15 protein-coding genes are annotated in these 15,550 nt (G+C 72.7%); 3 read left to right on the top strand and 12 right to left on the bottom strand.

The features are described 5' to 3' along the window. Positions 1-49: 49 nt before the first annotated feature. Positions 50-538, top strand: a complete 489-nt coding sequence (locus tag ACIA8L_RS30660; RefSeq protein WP_395910053.1) for a flavin reductase family protein — start codon at positions 50-52, stop codon at positions 536-538. A gap of 49 nt (positions 539-587) precedes the next feature. Here the strand turns inward: ACIA8L_RS30660 and ACIA8L_RS30655 are convergent, their stop codons facing one another. The 4 genes from ACIA8L_RS30655 to ACIA8L_RS30640 all read right to left on the bottom strand — a co-directional run bounded on the left by ACIA8L_RS30655 (position 588) and on the right by ACIA8L_RS30640 (position 5,040). Next, entirely contained in the window at positions 588-1,748 is a 1,161-nt protein-coding gene (locus ACIA8L_RS30655; protein WP_395910052.1) for a rhodanese-like domain-containing protein, read from the bottom strand. Position 1,749: 1 nt separating this feature from the next. Further along, positions 1,750-2,985 (bottom strand): FAD-binding oxidoreductase, encoded by a 1,236-nt coding sequence (locus ACIA8L_RS30650; protein WP_395910051.1) that lies wholly within the window; start codon positions 2,983-2,985, stop codon positions 1,750-1,752. Then, positions 2,978-4,072, bottom strand: a complete 1,095-nt coding sequence (locus tag ACIA8L_RS30645) for an LLM class flavin-dependent oxidoreductase (RefSeq protein WP_395910050.1) — start codon at positions 4,070-4,072, stop codon at positions 2,978-2,980. Before ACIA8L_RS30645 ends, ACIA8L_RS30650 begins: the two co-directional genes overlap by 8 nt. Positions 4,073-4,173: 101 nt before the next feature. Next, complete coding sequence (locus ACIA8L_RS30640; protein WP_395910049.1) at positions 4,174-5,040, bottom strand: LysR family transcriptional regulator; 867 nt, start codon at positions 5,038-5,040, stop codon at positions 4,174-4,176. A gap of 66 nt (positions 5,041-5,106) precedes the next feature. On the opposite strand from ACIA8L_RS30640, the gene ACIA8L_RS30635 reads away from it, so the two are divergent. Beyond that, positions 5,107-6,321, top strand: coding sequence for an ROK family protein (locus ACIA8L_RS30635; RefSeq protein ID WP_395910048.1), 1,215 nt, complete (start codon positions 5,107-5,109; stop codon positions 6,319-6,321). On the opposite strand, the gene ACIA8L_RS30630 is transcribed toward ACIA8L_RS30635, so the two are convergent. The 5 genes from ACIA8L_RS30630 to ACIA8L_RS30610 are packed head-to-tail and all read right to left on the bottom strand — an operon-like array spanning position 6,290 to position 11,108. Continuing rightward, a complete protein-coding gene (locus tag ACIA8L_RS30630; RefSeq protein ID WP_395910047.1) occupies positions 6,290-7,651 on the bottom strand; it encodes an LLM class flavin-dependent oxidoreductase in 1,362 nt (453 codons plus the stop codon). The genes ACIA8L_RS30635 and ACIA8L_RS30630 overlap by 32 nt on opposite strands. Continuing rightward, complete coding sequence (locus tag ACIA8L_RS30625; protein ID WP_395910046.1) at positions 7,648-8,439, bottom strand: ABC transporter permease; 792 nt, start codon at positions 8,437-8,439, stop codon at positions 7,648-7,650. The genes ACIA8L_RS30630 and ACIA8L_RS30625 overlap by 4 nt, the downstream gene beginning before the upstream one ends. After that, a complete protein-coding gene (locus ACIA8L_RS30620) occupies positions 8,432-9,199 on the bottom strand; it encodes an ABC transporter ATP-binding protein (RefSeq protein ID WP_395910045.1) in 768 nt (255 codons plus the stop codon). Before ACIA8L_RS30620 ends, ACIA8L_RS30625 begins: the two co-directional genes overlap by 8 nt. Next, the gene (locus ACIA8L_RS30615) at positions 9,196-10,200 is read right to left on the bottom strand and encodes an ABC transporter substrate-binding protein (RefSeq protein WP_395910044.1); all 1,005 of its coding nucleotides are present in this window, start codon (positions 10,198-10,200) and stop codon (positions 9,196-9,198) included. The genes ACIA8L_RS30620 and ACIA8L_RS30615 overlap by 4 nt, the downstream gene beginning before the upstream one ends. Then, complete coding sequence (locus tag ACIA8L_RS30610; protein ID WP_395910043.1) at positions 10,197-11,108, bottom strand: TauD/TfdA dioxygenase family protein; 912 nt, start codon at positions 11,106-11,108, stop codon at positions 10,197-10,199. The genes ACIA8L_RS30615 and ACIA8L_RS30610 overlap by 4 nt, the downstream gene beginning before the upstream one ends. Positions 11,109-11,267: 159 nt before the next feature. Here ACIA8L_RS30610 and ACIA8L_RS30605 point away from each other — a divergent pair, with 159 nt between their 5' ends. Next, on the top strand, positions 11,268-12,707 hold the full coding sequence (locus ACIA8L_RS30605; protein ID WP_395910042.1) for a hypothetical protein: 1,440 nt from the start codon (positions 11,268-11,270) through the stop codon (positions 12,705-12,707). On the opposite strand, the gene ACIA8L_RS30600 is transcribed toward ACIA8L_RS30605, so the two are convergent. The 3 genes from ACIA8L_RS30600 to ACIA8L_RS30590 all read right to left on the bottom strand — a co-directional run bounded on the left by ACIA8L_RS30600 (position 12,700) and on the right by ACIA8L_RS30590 (position 15,547). Continuing rightward, positions 12,700-13,425 carry a hypothetical protein gene (locus tag ACIA8L_RS30600; protein ID WP_395910041.1) on the bottom strand — a complete coding sequence of 242 codons (726 nt, stop codon included), beginning with the start codon at positions 13,423-13,425 and terminating at the stop codon, positions 12,700-12,702. The two genes, ACIA8L_RS30605 and ACIA8L_RS30600, sit on opposite strands and share 8 nt — an antisense overlap. A 15-nt stretch (positions 13,426-13,440) precedes the next feature. Further along, positions 13,441-14,208, bottom strand: coding sequence for a hypothetical protein (locus ACIA8L_RS30595; protein WP_395910040.1), 768 nt, complete (start codon positions 14,206-14,208; stop codon positions 13,441-13,443). A 97-nt stretch (positions 14,209-14,305) separates the two neighbouring features. Then, positions 14,306-15,547: an FAD-dependent oxidoreductase gene (locus tag ACIA8L_RS30590; RefSeq protein WP_395910039.1), complete on the bottom strand. Its 1,242-nt coding sequence runs from the start codon at positions 15,545-15,547 to the stop codon at positions 14,306-14,308. Positions 15,548-15,550 lie beyond the last annotated feature (3 nt).

Below are 15,550 nucleotides of genomic sequence, written 5' to 3'. Positions count from 1 at the left end.
CGATCGATCGGCGCGATCCAAAATCATATTGTTCCGGTAGGATAGAAGTATGGCCGAACGAACGGACCTCGACCCGGTCGACCTGCGCCGCGTCTTCGGCGCGTTCCCCAGCGGGGTCACCGCGGTGGCCGCGCTGGTCGACAGCGTCCCGGTCGGGCTGGCCGCCAGCTCGTTCACGTCCGTCTCGCTCGACCCGCCGCTCGTCTCCGTCTGCATCGCCCGCACGTCGAGCACCTGGCCGCAGCTGCGCCGCGCGGCCCGGCTCGGGATCAGCGTGCTCGCCGCCGACCAGGCCGGCCTCGGCCGCCAGCTCAGCGGCCGGGGCGACCGGTTCGCCGGGGCGACCTGGCGCGCGGCCCGGGGCGGCGAGATCCTCCTCGACGGCGCCTGCGCGTGGCTCGACTGCAGCATCGAGCGCGAGATCCCGGCCGGTGACCACGAGATCGTCCTGCTGCGCGTGCACGCCCTCGACGCCGACCGCGACGTGCCGCCGCTGGTCTTCCACCGCAGCACGTTCAGCCGCCTGCACGCGGCCTGAGACGGCCCCGGGGGCGGCCGGCCGCGAAGACCGCCCCCGGGAGCCCTGCCTATCGCGTGGTCGGCAGTCCGGCCGCGGCCCACGCCGGGTAGCCGCCCTCGACGTGCACGACGTCGGTGAAGCCGAGCCCGAGCAGCTCCTCGGCGACCGCGCGCGACCCGTCGACCGAGCCGCAGATGACGACGATCGGCCGCTCGCGCGGCGTCGAGCCGAACTCCTCGGCCACCTTCGTGCGGTCCCCGATGATCGCACCGGGGATCGCGCCGTCGCTCTCCCGGCGCGGCGCGCTGCGCACGTCGACGAGCACGGCCCCGGCGGCGACCCGGCGGGCGGCCTCCTCCGGCCGCACGAGCGGCGGCCCGTAGGGCTCGGCCCCGGCCACCACCGGCCGGTCCGGGAGCGTCGCCCACTGCGACCACGAGCCCGGATACAGCACCGCCCCGTCGATCCCGGCCAGCTCCAGCGCCGCGATCTCGTGGGCGGCGGTGACCCCGGACCCGCAGTACACACCGACGGTCGCACCCGGCGTCACCCCCAGCGCGGCGAAGCGCTCGGCGAGTTCCTTGCCGTCGCGGAACCGCCCGTCCGCGGTGAGGTTGTCGGTCGTCGGCGCGCTGACCGCTCCGGGAATGTGTCCCAGCCGGGGGTCGATGTTGTTCAATTCGCCTTGGTACCGCCCTGAAGCCCGCGCGTCCAGGAGCACTCCCCCGCCGGCGACAAGTGCGGCCGCGCCGTCCGGCCCCACCGCGGGCAGTGCCCCGGCGGCCAGGACCACATCGCCGGGCTCCGGCCGCTCCTCGCCGGACGCCACCGGCTGCCCGGCCGCCAGCCAGGCCGGCAACCCGCCGTCGAGCAGCCGCACGTCCGTGAGCCCGGCCCAGCGCAGCAGCCACCGGGCCCGGGCCGCGGCCAGGTTGCCGTTGTCGTCGTAGGCCACCACGGTGTCACCGGCGTTGATGCCCCAGCGGCGGGCCGCGGCCTGCAGGTCGGCGACGTCGGGCAGGGGGTGGCGGCCTTCGCCGGGTGCGCCCGGCGCGGCCAGGTCGGTGTCGAGGTCGGCGTAGACGGCCCCGGGGATGTGCCCCTCGAGGTACTGCGGGTGCCCGGCCGGTCCGCCGAGCCGCCACCGGACGTCGAGCAGCCGCACGCGGCCGGCCGGGAGGAGCTCGGCGAGCTCGGCGACGCTCACGAGCACGGGTGACTGGGTCATGTCAGATGGCCTTTCCTGGGTTGAGAATTCCGGCGGGGTCGAACAGCCGCTTGATGCGCCGCTGCAGGTCCAGCGCTCCGGGCCCGAGCTCGCGCTCCAGCCAGGGCCGCTTGACCAGGCCGACACCGTGCTCGGCACTGACGGTACCGCCCAGCTTCAGCGCCAGCGCGAAGATCTCCTCGGCGGCCCGGGTGGCGTCGCCCGGCCCGCTGCGGATGATCGGGTGCAGGTTGCCGTCGCCGGCGTGCGCGAAGACATACACGTCGGCCCCGGTGGCGGCGGCGATCGCGGCCACGCCCGCGACCGCTTCGGCCAGCCGGGAGCGGGGCACCGCGATGTCCTCGATGAGCACCGGACCCTTCGCCTCGATCGCGGGCAGGGCATCACGGCGGGCCGCGAACAGCTCGGCCGCGGCGGCCGGGTCGGTCGCCGTCGTGACCTCCTGTGCGCTGCGGGCCAGGACGGCCGCGGCCACCTCGAGCTCCTCCTCGGCGCCGAACCCGTCGGTCTGCACGAGCAGCAGCGCGTCGCCGCGGTCGGCATGCCCGGTGCCCCGCAGGCCGTCGATCGCGCGCAGGGTCTTGCCGTCCAGGAACTCCAACACCGCCGGGCGGACGCCGGCGGTGGCCAGGGCGGCCGAGGCGGCGGCGGCCTCGACGGCGGTGGCGAAGTAGGCGACGGCGGTCGCGGTGCGCAGGGGCCGGGGCAGCAGCCGCACGGTGGCGCCGACGACGACGCCGAGGGTGCCCTCAGAGCCGGCGATCAGGCCCACCAGGTCCAGGCCGACGACGCCCTTGACCGTGTCGTGCCCGGCGTGCAGCAGCGTGCCGTCGGCCAGGACGACGTCGAGCGCGAGGAGGCTGTCGCGGGTCACCCCGTACTTCGCGCCGCGCAGCCCGCCCGCGTTGGTGGCGACGTTGCCGCCGATGGTGCACGTGGTGACGCTGCCGGGGTCGGGGGCGTACATCAGGCCGTGCGCGGCCGCGGCCCGGTCGAGCGCGGCCGTGACGACCCCGGGCTCCACCCGGGCGACGCCGTCGACCGGGTCGATGCCGAGGACCCGGTTCATCCGGGACAGGTCGAGCACGATCGTGCCGGGCCCGGCGTCTGCGCCGCCGACGAGGCCGGTGCCGGCCCCGCGGGTGACGACCGGTGTTCCGGAGCGGCTCGCGGCGGCCAGGGTCCGCTGGACCTCGGCGACCGTGCGGGCCCAGACCACCGGGGCCGCACTAGACACCAGCGGCCGCCGCGGCGGTGGTGCGGTTCGCCAGCTCCTGGCGGACGAGCGGGATGATGTACCGCCCGTAGTCGATGGCGTCGTTGAGGTTGTCGTAGCCGCGAATCGAGATCAGGTCGGCGCCGAGGTCGACGTAGTCGAGGATCGCCGCGGCGACCGTTTCGTAGCTTCCGACGAGTGCGGTGGAAGCCCCGGCCGCGCCGGTCGCGGTCGCCGTCGGCGTCCACAGCGCCCGATCGTGCACATCCTGGCGGGCGGCGATGTCGAGCAGCCGCTGGGAGCCGACGTTGGCCGGCCGGCCGTCGCCGCTCCACCGGCCACGGTTGGGGCGCCGCTGCAGGATGTCCAGGATCCGGTGGGCCTTGTCCCAGGCCAGGGCGTCGGTCGGGGCGACGATGGGGCGGAACGTGACCCAGATCCGCGGCGTGTCGGCGCGCCCGGCGGCGCGGGCCGCGGCGGCAATCCGGTCGATCTGCTGCCGGGTGTCGGCCAGGGGCTCGCCCCAGAGGCCGAAGATGTCGCCGAGCGCGCCGCCGACCCGATAGGCGTCCGGCGACGAGCCGCCGACCGAGACCGGGATGGTGCCGTGCACCGGGCGGACGTGGGAGACGAAGTCCTCGAAGCTGTAGTACTGGCCGGCGTGGTCGAACGGGGCCGTGGCCGTCCACGCCTGGCGGAGGATCCGGATGTACTCGTCCTCGCGCGCGTAGCGCTCCGCCTTCGCCAGCCGGTCGCCCTCGCGGGCCTGCTCGGCGTCGCTGCCCCCGGCGATGAGGTGCACCACGGCCCGGCCGCCGGAGAGCTGGTCCAGCGTCGCGAGGGCCTTGGCGGCGACGGTCGGATACACGGTGTTTGGCCGCAGCGCGACGATCGGCTTGATCCGCTCGGTGTGCTGGGTCAGGGCCGCGGCGACGGTGAACGGGTCGTGGAAGCTCGAGTGGTAGGGCACGAGGGTGTAGTCGAAGCCGCCGTCCTCCAGGACCCGGGCGTAGCGGCGCAGGTAGGCCAGGTCGAGCGTGGGGTCCGTGCCCCCGTTGACCTCGTTGTTGCCGTTGACGTTGATGGCGGAGATGAACTCGACCGGCATGACCCGAAAGCCTACTGATTCGATCGGAATTCCACCAACGCGATCTCGCGTCCGGCACCGATCGGTCCCGGCGATCGATGCCTGCGCGACGGAGCGCGGCCCTACGCGACGGTGCGCAGCCGGGGTGGGGCGAAGAACGCGCGGCTGACCGCGCAGGCGGTCTCCTCCAGCTCCGGGTCGATGCCTCGGCGGGCGGCCACGTGCAGGCCGGCGGTGCCGACCTCGGGGAGTTCCCGCAGCGCCGCCAGCCCGGCCGGGGTGCGCCCGGTGCTGGGCAGTAGCGCGACCCCGAGGCCGGCCCGGACCGCCGCGACGACGCCGTCGAGGCTGGTGGACTCGGCGGTGATGGCGGCCACCCGGCCGTCGTGCTCCAGGGCCTGCAGCGCCCGCTGCCGCAGGCCGCACGGCTCCTCGAAGGCGACCACCGGCCAGGCCTCACCGGGCCCGGGCGGGGCGAACTGGGGCGCGGCGTACCAATGCAGCGGCAGCTCAGCGACGGGCGTCCCGAACGGCTCGGCCCCGGCCAGCACGACGGCGAGGTCCAGCGTCCCGCGTGCGACGTCCTGGGCCAGCGACGTGGACCGGTCGATACGGAACCGCACCGAGCGCCCCGGGAAGCCCTGCCGCATGGCCGCCAGGAGCTGCGGGAGCATCTGGTCGGCGGCGTGCTCGGTGCAGCCGACGAGAATGCCGCGCTCGGCCACGACCTCGAGCCGGCGTAGGGACTCGTCGTGCACGGCGAGGATGCGCCGGGCCTCGACGAGCATCGCCTCGCCGTGCCCGGTGAAGCGCACGCCCCGCCCGGCCTTCTCGACCAGCGGCGCCTTGAGCCGCCGCTCCAGGAGCCGGACGTGCTGGCTGACGGTGGACTGGCTGACCCGCAGCGCCGCCGCGGCACGGTGGAAGCCCCCGCAGTCGGCGATGGCGACGAGGGTCCGGAGGTGGATGAGATCAAGTGGATCAGGCATGGGCCCGTCCGTTTCTCGCTGCGGACATTTAACATATCAAACCTATCTGCCAGATATGATATTGGCATGTTGGTTCTGTCCCGAGCCCCCTCCCGGGCCCCGCGGCCCCAGCGACGGCGGGCGGTCAGCGTCGGGTCGCTGCTGCGGGTGGTCCTGGAGCACGGTCCGCTGCCCCGCAGCACGATGGCCCGGCTCACGGGCCTGTCACCGGCGTCCGTGACCGGGCACACCGCCGAGCTGCTGGCCCTGGGCCTGCTGACCGAGCTGCCCGAGGCCACGGCCACCAACGGGATGGGGCGGCCGTTCATCCCGGTCGACCTGGACACCTCGGTCGGGCTCGTCGGGGGCATCCACTACGCCATCCCCCACGCGACCGTCGCGGTGCTCGACATCCGCGGGCGGGTGCTGGCCGAGCGCCGCGTCCCGCACGGCGACGCCGGGCCCGAGCGCATCACCGAGCGCAGCGCCGAAACCCTGGCCCAGCTGCTGGCCGAGCGGCCGCACGGCGACCGGCTGCTCGGGATCGGGATCGCCACCGGCGGCTGGGTCGACCGCGACCACGGCACCATCGTCGAGCACCCGATGCTCGGCTGGCGGCAGGTCCCGGCCGGGGCCGTCTTCGCCCGCCGGTTCGGGGTGCCGGCCCTGGTCGACTCGCACTCCCGGGCGCTGGTGCGGGCCGAGCAGCTGTTCGGCCACCCCCGGTCGCGGGAGAGCGTGCTCGCGGTCTTCATCGGCAACGTCGTCGACGCCGCCTTCGCCCTCGGCGAGCAGGTCCACCACGGGCCCCGGTTCCAGGCCGGCAGCATCGCGCACATGCCCGTCGCCGGGAGCACGGAGCCGTGCGCGTGCGGCCGGACCGGCTGCCTGGAGGCCACGGTGTCGGAGCGGCGGCTGGTGGAGCGGGCGCACCGGGCCGGCCTGATCGCCGAGCCGTCGATCTTCGAGCTGGTCGACGTCGCGGCGGCCGGCGACCCGGCCGCCCGGGCCCTGTTCCACCGGCGGGCCGAGGTGGTCGGCCGGGCCATCGCGCCGATCGCGGACATGCTCAACCCGGACCTGATCCTGCTGGTCGAGCCCGGCCTGGCCCGGCTGCCCGACGCCCTGGCCGCCCTGCGCGCCGAGGTGGCCCGGCACAGTGCGACCGTCACCGACCCCGGCCGCACCGTGCTGATGTCGAGCTTCATGCACGCGCCCCTGGCGATGGCCGGCGGCGCGGTCATGCTCGACGCCCTCTACACCGACCCGTTCACCGTGCCGGCACTGGAGAAGGCGCCGTGAGTCCGTAATGTTCGCGCAACGTGCGGCCCTCGTAGTCGGTGCGGAACAGGCCGCGGGCGCGCAGGATCGGCACGACCTGGTCGACGAAGTCCTCCAGCCCGGACGGCAGGGCCGCGCCCATCACGTTGAAGCCGTCGGCCGCGCCGCTTTCGAACCACTCCTCCAGCACGTCGGCCGTCTGTTCCGGGGTACCGATGAAGGTCCAGTGACCGCGGCCGCCGCCCAGCCGCCCGATGAGCTGCCGCACGGTCAGCCGCTCCCGCCGGGCCAGGTTCACGATCAGGCTCGACCGGCTCTGCGCGCCCTCGATCGCGGCGCTGTCCGGGATGTCGTCCGGCAGCGGCGCGTCCAGCACCAGCCGGTCGACCGGCACCTCCAGGATCTCGGAGAGCTGCCCGAGCCCGAACTCCGGCACGATCAGATCCTCGAGCTCCTGGGCCTTGCGCTGGGCCTCGGCCTCGGTCGACCCGAGGATCGGCACGATCCCCGGCAGGATCTTGACCGTGGCCGGGTCGCGGCCGGCCAAGGCCACCCGGGCCTTGAGGTCGGCGTAGAACTGCTGGGCGTCGGCCAGGGTCTGCTGCGCGGTGAAGACGGCGTCGGCGTAGCGCGCCGCGAAGTCCTTGCCGTCGCCGGACGAGCCGGCCTGCACGAGCAGCGGGTGGCCCTGCGGCGGGCGGGGCACGTTGAGCGCGCCCTCGACCCGGTAGTACTCGCCGCGGTGGCCGATGGCACGCACCTTGGCCGGGTCGACGTAGCGGCCGCGGGCCTTGTCGGCCACCCGGGCGTCATCTCCCGAAGCCGTCGCCGGCCGACTACCTTCCCCCCACGAGGCCTGTGTCGCCAGATTGGAATCCCAAAGCTTGCGCGAGACCTCGACGAACTCCGTCGCCCGCCGGTAGCGGTCGAGGTGGTCCGGGCGGTCGCCGAGGCCGAAGTTGCGGGCCGCGTCCCGCCCGGCCGTGGTGACGATGTTCCAGCCGGCCCGGCCGCCGCTGACGTGGTCCAGCGAGGCGAACCGGCGGGCCAGGTTGTACGGCTCGTTGTACGTCGTCGAGGCGGTGGCGATCAGCCCGATATGGCTCGTCGCCGCGGCCAGGATCGCCAGCAGGATCGTCGGCTCGAGCTGACCGGTCGGGCGGAACTCGATGCCGCGCAGCAGCGCCGGGCCGTCGGCCAGGAACAGCGAGTCGAGCTTGCCGCGCTCGGCGATCCGCGCCAGGTTTACCCAGTGGCGCACGTCGACGTCGGCGTACGGGTCGCTCTCCGGCAGCCGCCACGCCGCCTCGTGATGGCCGGAGCTCATCAGAAAGGCGTTGAGATGCATCATGCCTTCCACCTCAGGACCTTCGACTCGATGAACAGCAGCAGGTAGTTGAACGCCACGCCGATGATCGACACGGTGAGGATGCCGGCGTACATCTCGGGGATCTGGAAGTTGAACTGCGCCGAGATGATCATGTAGCCGAGGCCGGCCTTGGCCCCGACGTACTCGGTGGTGATCAGCACGAGCATGGAGGCCGCGCCGGCGAGCCGGATGCCGGTGAAGATCGTCGGCAGCGCGGCCGGGACGATCACCTTGGAGAACAGCTTGAGGTGCGGCAGCCCGAGCGAGCGGGCCGACTTGATCAGCAGCGGGTCGACGTCGCGGGCGCCGCTGATCGTGTTGTACAGCACCGGCCAGAAGCAGGCGTAGGCGATGATCGCGATCTTCGACGTGTCGCCGATGCCGAGGATCAGCGTGAAGACCGGCAGCAGCGCCACCGCCGCGGTGTTGAGGAAGATCGCCAGCAGCGGCGAGAGGACCCCGGCCACCGCGCGGTACCAGGCGATCAGCAGCCCCAGCGGCACCGCGATGGCGATCGCGATCGCGAACCCGCTCAGCGAACGGTGCAGGCTGGACTCGATGTTGGTCCACAGGTCGCCGCCGATCGCCAGCCGCCACCAGGTCTCCAGCACCTCGCTCAGCGGCGACAGGAACGCCGGGTCGACCCAGCCGAGGCTCGGTGCGGCCTGCCACAGCGCGAGGAACGCGGCGACGGCGACGACCCGGCGCGCACCCAGGCCCAGCCGCCGCAACGACAGGCGCTCGACGGCCACCAACGTGTTGTCAGACACCGGCACGCACCTCGTCATGCAGCAGTTCCCAGATGTCCCGGCGGTAGCGCACGAACTCCGGCTCCGAGCGCGGATCGCCGGCGCCGCTGTCGGGCAGGTCGATGTCCACCACCCGCTTGATGCGCCCGGGCCGGGCCGTCATCACCGCGACCCGCTGCCCCAGGTAGACGGCCTCCTCGATGCTGTGCGTGATGAACAGCACGGTGGTGCCCGTCCGCTTCCAGATCGCCAGCAGGTCCTCCTGCAGCGACTCCCGGGTCTGCGCGTCCAGCGCCGCGTAGGGCTCGTCCATCAGCAGCACCGCCGGCTCGTACGCCAAGCTGCGGGCGATGGCCACGCGCTGCCGCATGCCTCCGGAAAGCTCATGTGGATAGCTGTGGGCGAAGGCCGTCAGCCCGACGAGGGCGAGCATTTCCCGGGCCCGCTCCGCCCGCAGCCGGCGCGGGACGCCCTTGACCTCCAGGCCGAACTCGATGTTGGCCTGGGCGGTCCGCCACGGGAACAGGGCGTACTGCTGGAAGACCACGCCGCGGTCCAGGCCGGGGCCGGTGATCGGGTGCCCGCCGATCGTCAGCTCGCCCGACGTCGGCTCGGTCAGCCCGGCGATCAGGTCCAGCAGCGTCGACTTGCCGCAGCCGCTCGGGCCGACCAGCGTCACGAACTCGCCGGCGGCGATGTCCAGGCTGATGTTCTCCAGCGCGGTCAGCTCCGGCCCGGAACGCGCGGGGAAGGTCTTCGTGATGTTGCGGACCCCGATCATCCGCCGGCCGCCGGGTTGAACTCGTTGGTGTAGAGGTCCGCGGACTTCGGGACCTGCTTCACCGAGCCGGTCGTGAGCAGCCAGTCCTGCCACAGCGTGAAGTCGGCGTCGGTGATGCGGCCGTAGCTGGACGGCACGCCGACGCTCTGCCAGTACCGCAGGGTCGCGGTCGTCTCGTTGGTCCGGGCGCGGCCCTCGACGATCTTCGTGAACGTGGCGATGACCTCCTCCCGCGGCGTGGTCCGCTCCCACTCGATGGCCTTGCCGACACCGTCGACGAATGCCCGTACCGCCGCCGGATGCTTTTTGATGAAGTCATTGCGGAAGACGTATTGGCCGCCGTTGAACGGGCCGTAGAGGTTGACCTGGGTGAACAGTGGCCGCAGGCCGCCGGCCGCCTCCGCCCGCTGCCGGAACTGCCCGGACAGCGCGACCGCGTCGATCTGGCCCTTGCGCAGGGCGTCCTCGGCGTTCGGCGGGGGCAGCGTGACCAGCTCGACCTTCTTGACGTCGGCCGCGCTCAGCCCGCCGCGGCGCAGGACGTTGAAGATGTCGGCCTCGTTCTGCCCGCCGAGGGTGTTGACGCCGACCTTCTTGCCGATCAGGTCCTTGGCCTCCTTGAGCGGGCTGCCGGCCAGCACGTAGTAGCCGGTGAACTCCTTGTTGTCGCTGCCGTAGTAGTTGATCACCGCCTTGATGCCGGCGCCGGAGCTGACGAGCTTCTCGACCGCGCCGCCGAAGGCCCCGCCGAACTCGGTCTCGCCGGTGGCCGCGGACTGGATGTCCTGGGGGCCGCTGATGGTGTTGCCGACCCATTTGAGCTTCACCTGGCCGCCGAAGTACCCGAGGTGCTCGGCCACCTCCGGCAGCGTCACCTGGTTGGCCCAGCCCTGGTAGCGCAGGGTGCTGACCCCGGACGCGTCGGGCTCGCTGGAGCTGGCCTCGGCCGAGCCGCAGGCCGACAGCGTCAGTGCGGCCAGAATTATCAGCGCCTTTTTCATACCGTCACCGACGGCGTGTAGTGGGACGCATCTCCGGAAATGGCGTAGCTGGGCTTTCCATCCACACCGACCGGGATATCCCCGGCGACCGTGACGCGATTCAGCCGGCGCGGCTGATCATCGTAGTTGTCGATCGCATAATGCTGGGTGATGCGGTTGTCGAAGATGACCAGCTCATTCGGCGACCAGCGCCACCGCAGCACATTCTCGGGCCGCGTGACATACGCCTGCAGGGTTCGCAGAATATCGCGCGACTCGGTGCCGGAAAGCCCCACGATCCGGCTGGCGAAGCCGCCGATGAACAGCCCGCGCTCGCCGGTGAGCGGGTGCACGCGCACGACGGGATGCACCGTCTCGTAGGCGATGGAGGTGAACTGGGCCCGGCGCTCCCGCGCCTGGGAGTCCAGCGACTCCGGCGGCACGGCGTAGTCGTAGTCGTTGGTGTGCACCGCGTGCAGCGTCTCCGCGAACGTGCGCAGCGGCTCGGGCAGGTCCCGGTAGGCCGCGGCCGCGTTGGCGATCAGCGTCTCGCCCCCGTAGGGCGGCAGCACGATGCTGCGCAACGTGCTGACCTGCGGCGGGCTGACCACGAAGGTCACGTCGGTGTGCCAGTGGTTGGCCCGCCCGAGCTCACTGTCGACCGGCAGGACGTTGGGTGCGCCGGGCTCGGCCGGCACCGTCGGGTGCGCGGTGGTCAGCTCGCCGAAATAACGGGCGAACCGCTCCTGCCCGGCGTCGTCGAGCGAGACATTCTTGAAGACGAGCGCCTTGTGCTCGTTGAGCGCCGCCCGAATCGCATCGACCGTCTCCGCGCCGAGTTCGTCGTTGATGTTCACACCGCGGATTTCCGCCCCGATTCTGGCGGTGACCTTCCGGACGTCGAGCGCGGTGAGACTGCCTGCCGTCATGGCAATTCCCCCAATTCGAAAGCTTTTTCGTGCATCGATCGTCGCCGCGCGTCAATACGCGTGTCAACTTTCGACGGTCTTGAATTAAGTCGACGCCCCACCAACGTTCATCCGGCCCGCGTTGATCTCGACGGGCTCCGTGTGACATAGATGAACTTCATGACGACACTGCACCTGGAACGGCACCGGCTCGCCGTGGTCGCGGTCGCGCTCGGCGCCGCCGCGGCGCTCATTGGACCGGCCGCGGGCGCCGCCACGCCTGGCGACAGCCTGCCGTTCGCGTCGGCGATCTTCAAGGCGACCCACAACAGCTACTCGGGCAACGTCGACGGCAGCAAGGGCTCGATCACCGCCCAGCTCGACAGCGGCGTGCGGTTCATCGAGTTCGACATCCACGACAACGGATACGCGACGAACGGCGACTACTCGATCGGGCACAACTCCCCCGGCGACGCCGTCGACCACACCGGCAACCCGGCCTCCAACCGGCTGCGCGACTGGCTACAGGTGATCAACACGTGGTCGGCCGCGCACCCGGCGCACGCCCCGCTGGTGGTGATGCTCGACCTCAAGGACAACCTGACCGACAACCCGTCGTTCGCCGAGGGCAACCTGACCGCGCTCAACCAGGAGCTCAGCGACGCGTTCGGCCCGCGGCTGCTGCCGGCCAAGGAGGTGCCGGGCGCGCTGGGCACGATCGGCTCACTGCGCGGCCGCGTGCTGACCCTGCTCTCCGGCGACGCCGGCACCCGCACGGAGTACCGCCGCGACGTCGGCGCCGACCCGGCCGTCGCCATCAACGCCCGCGGCCAGGTCGTCGAGGTCCACGACAACGGCGGCGGATCGCTGTGGTACTGGACCGGCACCTACGGCAGCGACGGCCGGATCACCTGGCGGCGCCACGGCCGCTACGACTCCGGCACCACGCCCGCGGTCGCCCTGAACGACAACGGACAACTCGTCGAAGTGCACAAATCACAAAACAACAGCGGTCTCTGGTACCGCGTGGGTCAGCTCGACGCCACCGGTGAGATCACGTGGTCGGCCAGCCGCCAGTACGACAACGGTGTGCAGCCGACCGTCCGGTTCACCGCCGCCGGCACCCTGCGCGAGGTCCACCGCAGCCAGTCGAGCAGCCAGAACTGGGCCTGGGCCGGCACCCTGGACGCGTCCGCGCTCACGGTCGCCTGGTCCGGCAACGCCAAGACGGCCGACGCCCTGCCCGACAAGGCGACCGCCGCGTCCGGCAGCTCGCGGGTCACGGTCCGCACCGGCACCGACGGCGCCGCCCCGGCCCAGACCCTGCTGTACTCGACGCCGGCCGTCACCACCGACCGGGTCCGCTACGTGCAGACGGCGTTCGACGAGTACCAGGCCGGCGACGCCGCCGTCCTGCAGGAGGGCGCCCAGTTCTACGCCGCGACGGCGACGAACTCGTCCTTCATCACCGCGGCCCGCCAGAGCGGCCACAGCGTGCGCGGCTGGGACTTCGACAGCGCCTCCAACGCCACGAGCCCGCTGGCCAACTACCCGGCGACGAACCACCCGTCGGACGCCTGGTACACCAACCTGCTCACCCAGTCCGGCGCGGTCAGCTAGCCAACCCCGGTGTGGCCCGGGCGCGCTGCAGCGTCCGGGTCAGCAGCGGGTCGACGAGGCCGGTGACGTTGGCGCTCTGCACGCAGACGACCACGGCACCGGCCCGGGCGCAGGCCTCCTCGCTGCTCTCGCTCGTGCGGGCGGCCGGCGGCGACGGCGTGCTCAGCAGCTCGATCTTCAGGGTGTAGGCGACCACGTCGTCGGCGTCGAGCTTCGGCGCCGGCCGCGGGGCGAGGCTGTACTGGCCGCTGACGCCGGGCTCGGCCGTGAGCGCCACGGTGCCGCAGTGCTCGACGACGCGGCGCAGGTAGGCCAGGTGGTCGGCGGCGGAGGCGGGTGCGTCGACGGTGACGCTGATCGAGATCGTCTCGTGTTCGCGGCGGAGGAAGGCGGTCGACGCCAGGTGCGGGGCGCCGGCGTCGGTCAGGCCGGCGCGGGCGGCGTCGGCCCAGGGGCAGTGGTCCTTGATGGTGCCCTGCGCGTAGCCGGCGATGACGTCGATGCGCCCGGAGTCGGTGATCGGATTCCAGCCGAAGCCCAACTCCTGCTGGTCGGGCAGCGCCTTGGCCAGTGCCGCGTCGTCGACCGCCGGGACCTGCGCCGACAGGGTGCTGCGGGGCAGCGGCGGGACCGTGTCCGCGGGCTGGGCGTTGCCGCCGGGGCCGCAGGCGGACACGGTGAGCACCAGCGTCAGCGCTGCGAATCGGTGCCCCCGCACATCGAGCACTATAGGTCAGTCGCGGGCGCGGCGGGTGCCGGAGTATTCGCCGGCCCGCTCGAAGCGGCCCTCGTCGGTGATGCTGAGCAGGGTCAACGCGATCGTGCGGACGCCGAACGCGGCCACGCAGATGAAGATCAGCTGGAGCGGGCTCATGCCGGTCGGGTTGTCCTCCACGGCGGTCAGGTCGGTGTTGACCTCGGCCGCGAGGAGGTACTGGGCCGTGGTCATGCTCACCGCGAGGACCAGGATCGGCACCGACATCCGCCAGCGGACGGTCGCGCCGGTCGCCAGCCACACGCAGAGGGCGGTGACGGCGGCCAGGCCGGCCGCGGTGGCGATGGCGGCCGGCACGTCGATCGACACCGCATAGCCGGAGCGGCCGGCGAGGACCGCCTGCACGACCATGCCGCCCGTGAGCAGGCCGACGGTGACGCCGGCGGCGACCGTCCACAGTGGCTGGGGGTGGCTCGCGGCGAGCCCGAGGATGGCGCTGGCGATGAGGATCGACAGGACGGTCAGGGCCAGGCTCGGGGCGAGGAAGAACACGACGCTGTCGTCGCGCAGGTGCACGGCGGTGGCGATGACGAACAGGGCGTCGTCGCGGGCGGTCTCGACGATTCCCCAGGCCGCGGCGACGACGAGGAAGGCCCGGTTGCCGAAGGAGCGCCGCTCGTCGGTCATCCGGACCAGGCAGAACACCGAGAGCACGCAGCCGATGCCGTTGGAGACCAACACGCCGAGGATGAACCAGACGTTGTACACCACCGGGGCATCGGTCACGCGCGGACTGTACCGGTGAGAGCGTCCATTCCGGGAATCGGCCGATCGCCGCACGGCACAACGCGAGCAGGCGGCTACCGAAGGTAGCGACCCGGGCTCACCAGCGCTTGCCGAGCAGCCAGGCGATGCGGGCCAGCACCGGGTGGCGGCGGGCCCACAGGCCGCCCATGTTGCGGTCCGAGGCCGCCACGGCCGCGTAGCCGTACTCGCGCATCCGGTGCTCGTACTCGCCGACGGCCTCGGCCAGCGGCTGCTCGCCGCGGTCGGCCCGGACCAGCGCGGCCCGCAGGATGGCCGCGTCCATCAGCGCCGTGTTGGCCCCCGACCCGCCGGCCGGGCTCATCGCGTGGATCGCGTCGCCGAGCACCGTGACCCGCCCCGGCGGCCAGGCCGGCGTCGGCTCGGCGGTGTTGATCCGGATCAGGAACGTCTCCTCGACGTCGGCCCGGTCGACGAGCTCGCGCAGCTGCGGATGCCAGCCGCTGACGGCCGCGGCGGCCAGCCGGTGCAGGCCGGCGTCGTCCCGGCCGAGCAGGTCGTCGTCGGCGACCCCGAACGCGGCCGCCGGCCCGGTCACCGCCCACATCACGTAGTCCGCGACCGGGGACAGCCGGGCCGCCGGGCAGACGCGCTCCGCGACCCGCTCCGGCGGTTCGGGGAACCGGACGAGGGCGCACGACATGCCGACGGCGGCGCCGCCGATGACCGCGGTGAACCCCTCGCGGACCGGCTCCGGCAGCTCGATCCCGCCGGTGAGCGGGGTCTTGCCGTAGACGCACCGGGCGCCGGTGTCGGCGACGCGGGCGTGCGGCAGCAGCTGGTGCCGCACCGCCGAACCGACACCGTCGGCCCCGACCACCACGTCGGCCCGGGCACTCGAACCGTCGTCGAACCGCAGGCGGATCCCCTGTGGTTCGTCCGCTTCGTGGTACTCGACGAGGCGGCGACCGTACACGATGACGTCTTCAAGGCCGGTCGACAGGACCTCCCGCAGCGTCTGCCGGTTGGCGGGTGCGCTGAGCGAGTCCGGGTCGGCCGCCCGCGGGTCGAGGCCGGTGCCCTCGGTGCGGTGCAGCACCTTGAGCCGCTCATCGATCACGGAGAGTGCCGCGCCGGGCCGGCCGAGGGTGCCACGGAAGAGCTCGTAGACGTCGGGCGGCAGACATTCGTGCAGGGCCCGCGCCGCGCGGCTGTCCAGGTGGATGCGGTACCCCTGCCGCCGCATTTTCGGGCCGGAGTCGCGCTCGTAGACGGCGACGTCCACGCCGCTGCGCCGCAGCCCTTGGGCCAGGCACAGCCCGCCGATCCCGCCCCCGACCACCGCGACCCGCAAGCTCATCAC

Origin of the sequence: Dactylosporangium sp. NPDC051541, from assembly GCF_044454505.1 — a bacterium.
Taxonomy (GTDB): Bacteria; Actinomycetota; Actinomycetes; order Mycobacteriales; family Micromonosporaceae; genus Dactylosporangium.
This window is presented reverse-complemented; position numbering and strand designations above follow the sequence as displayed.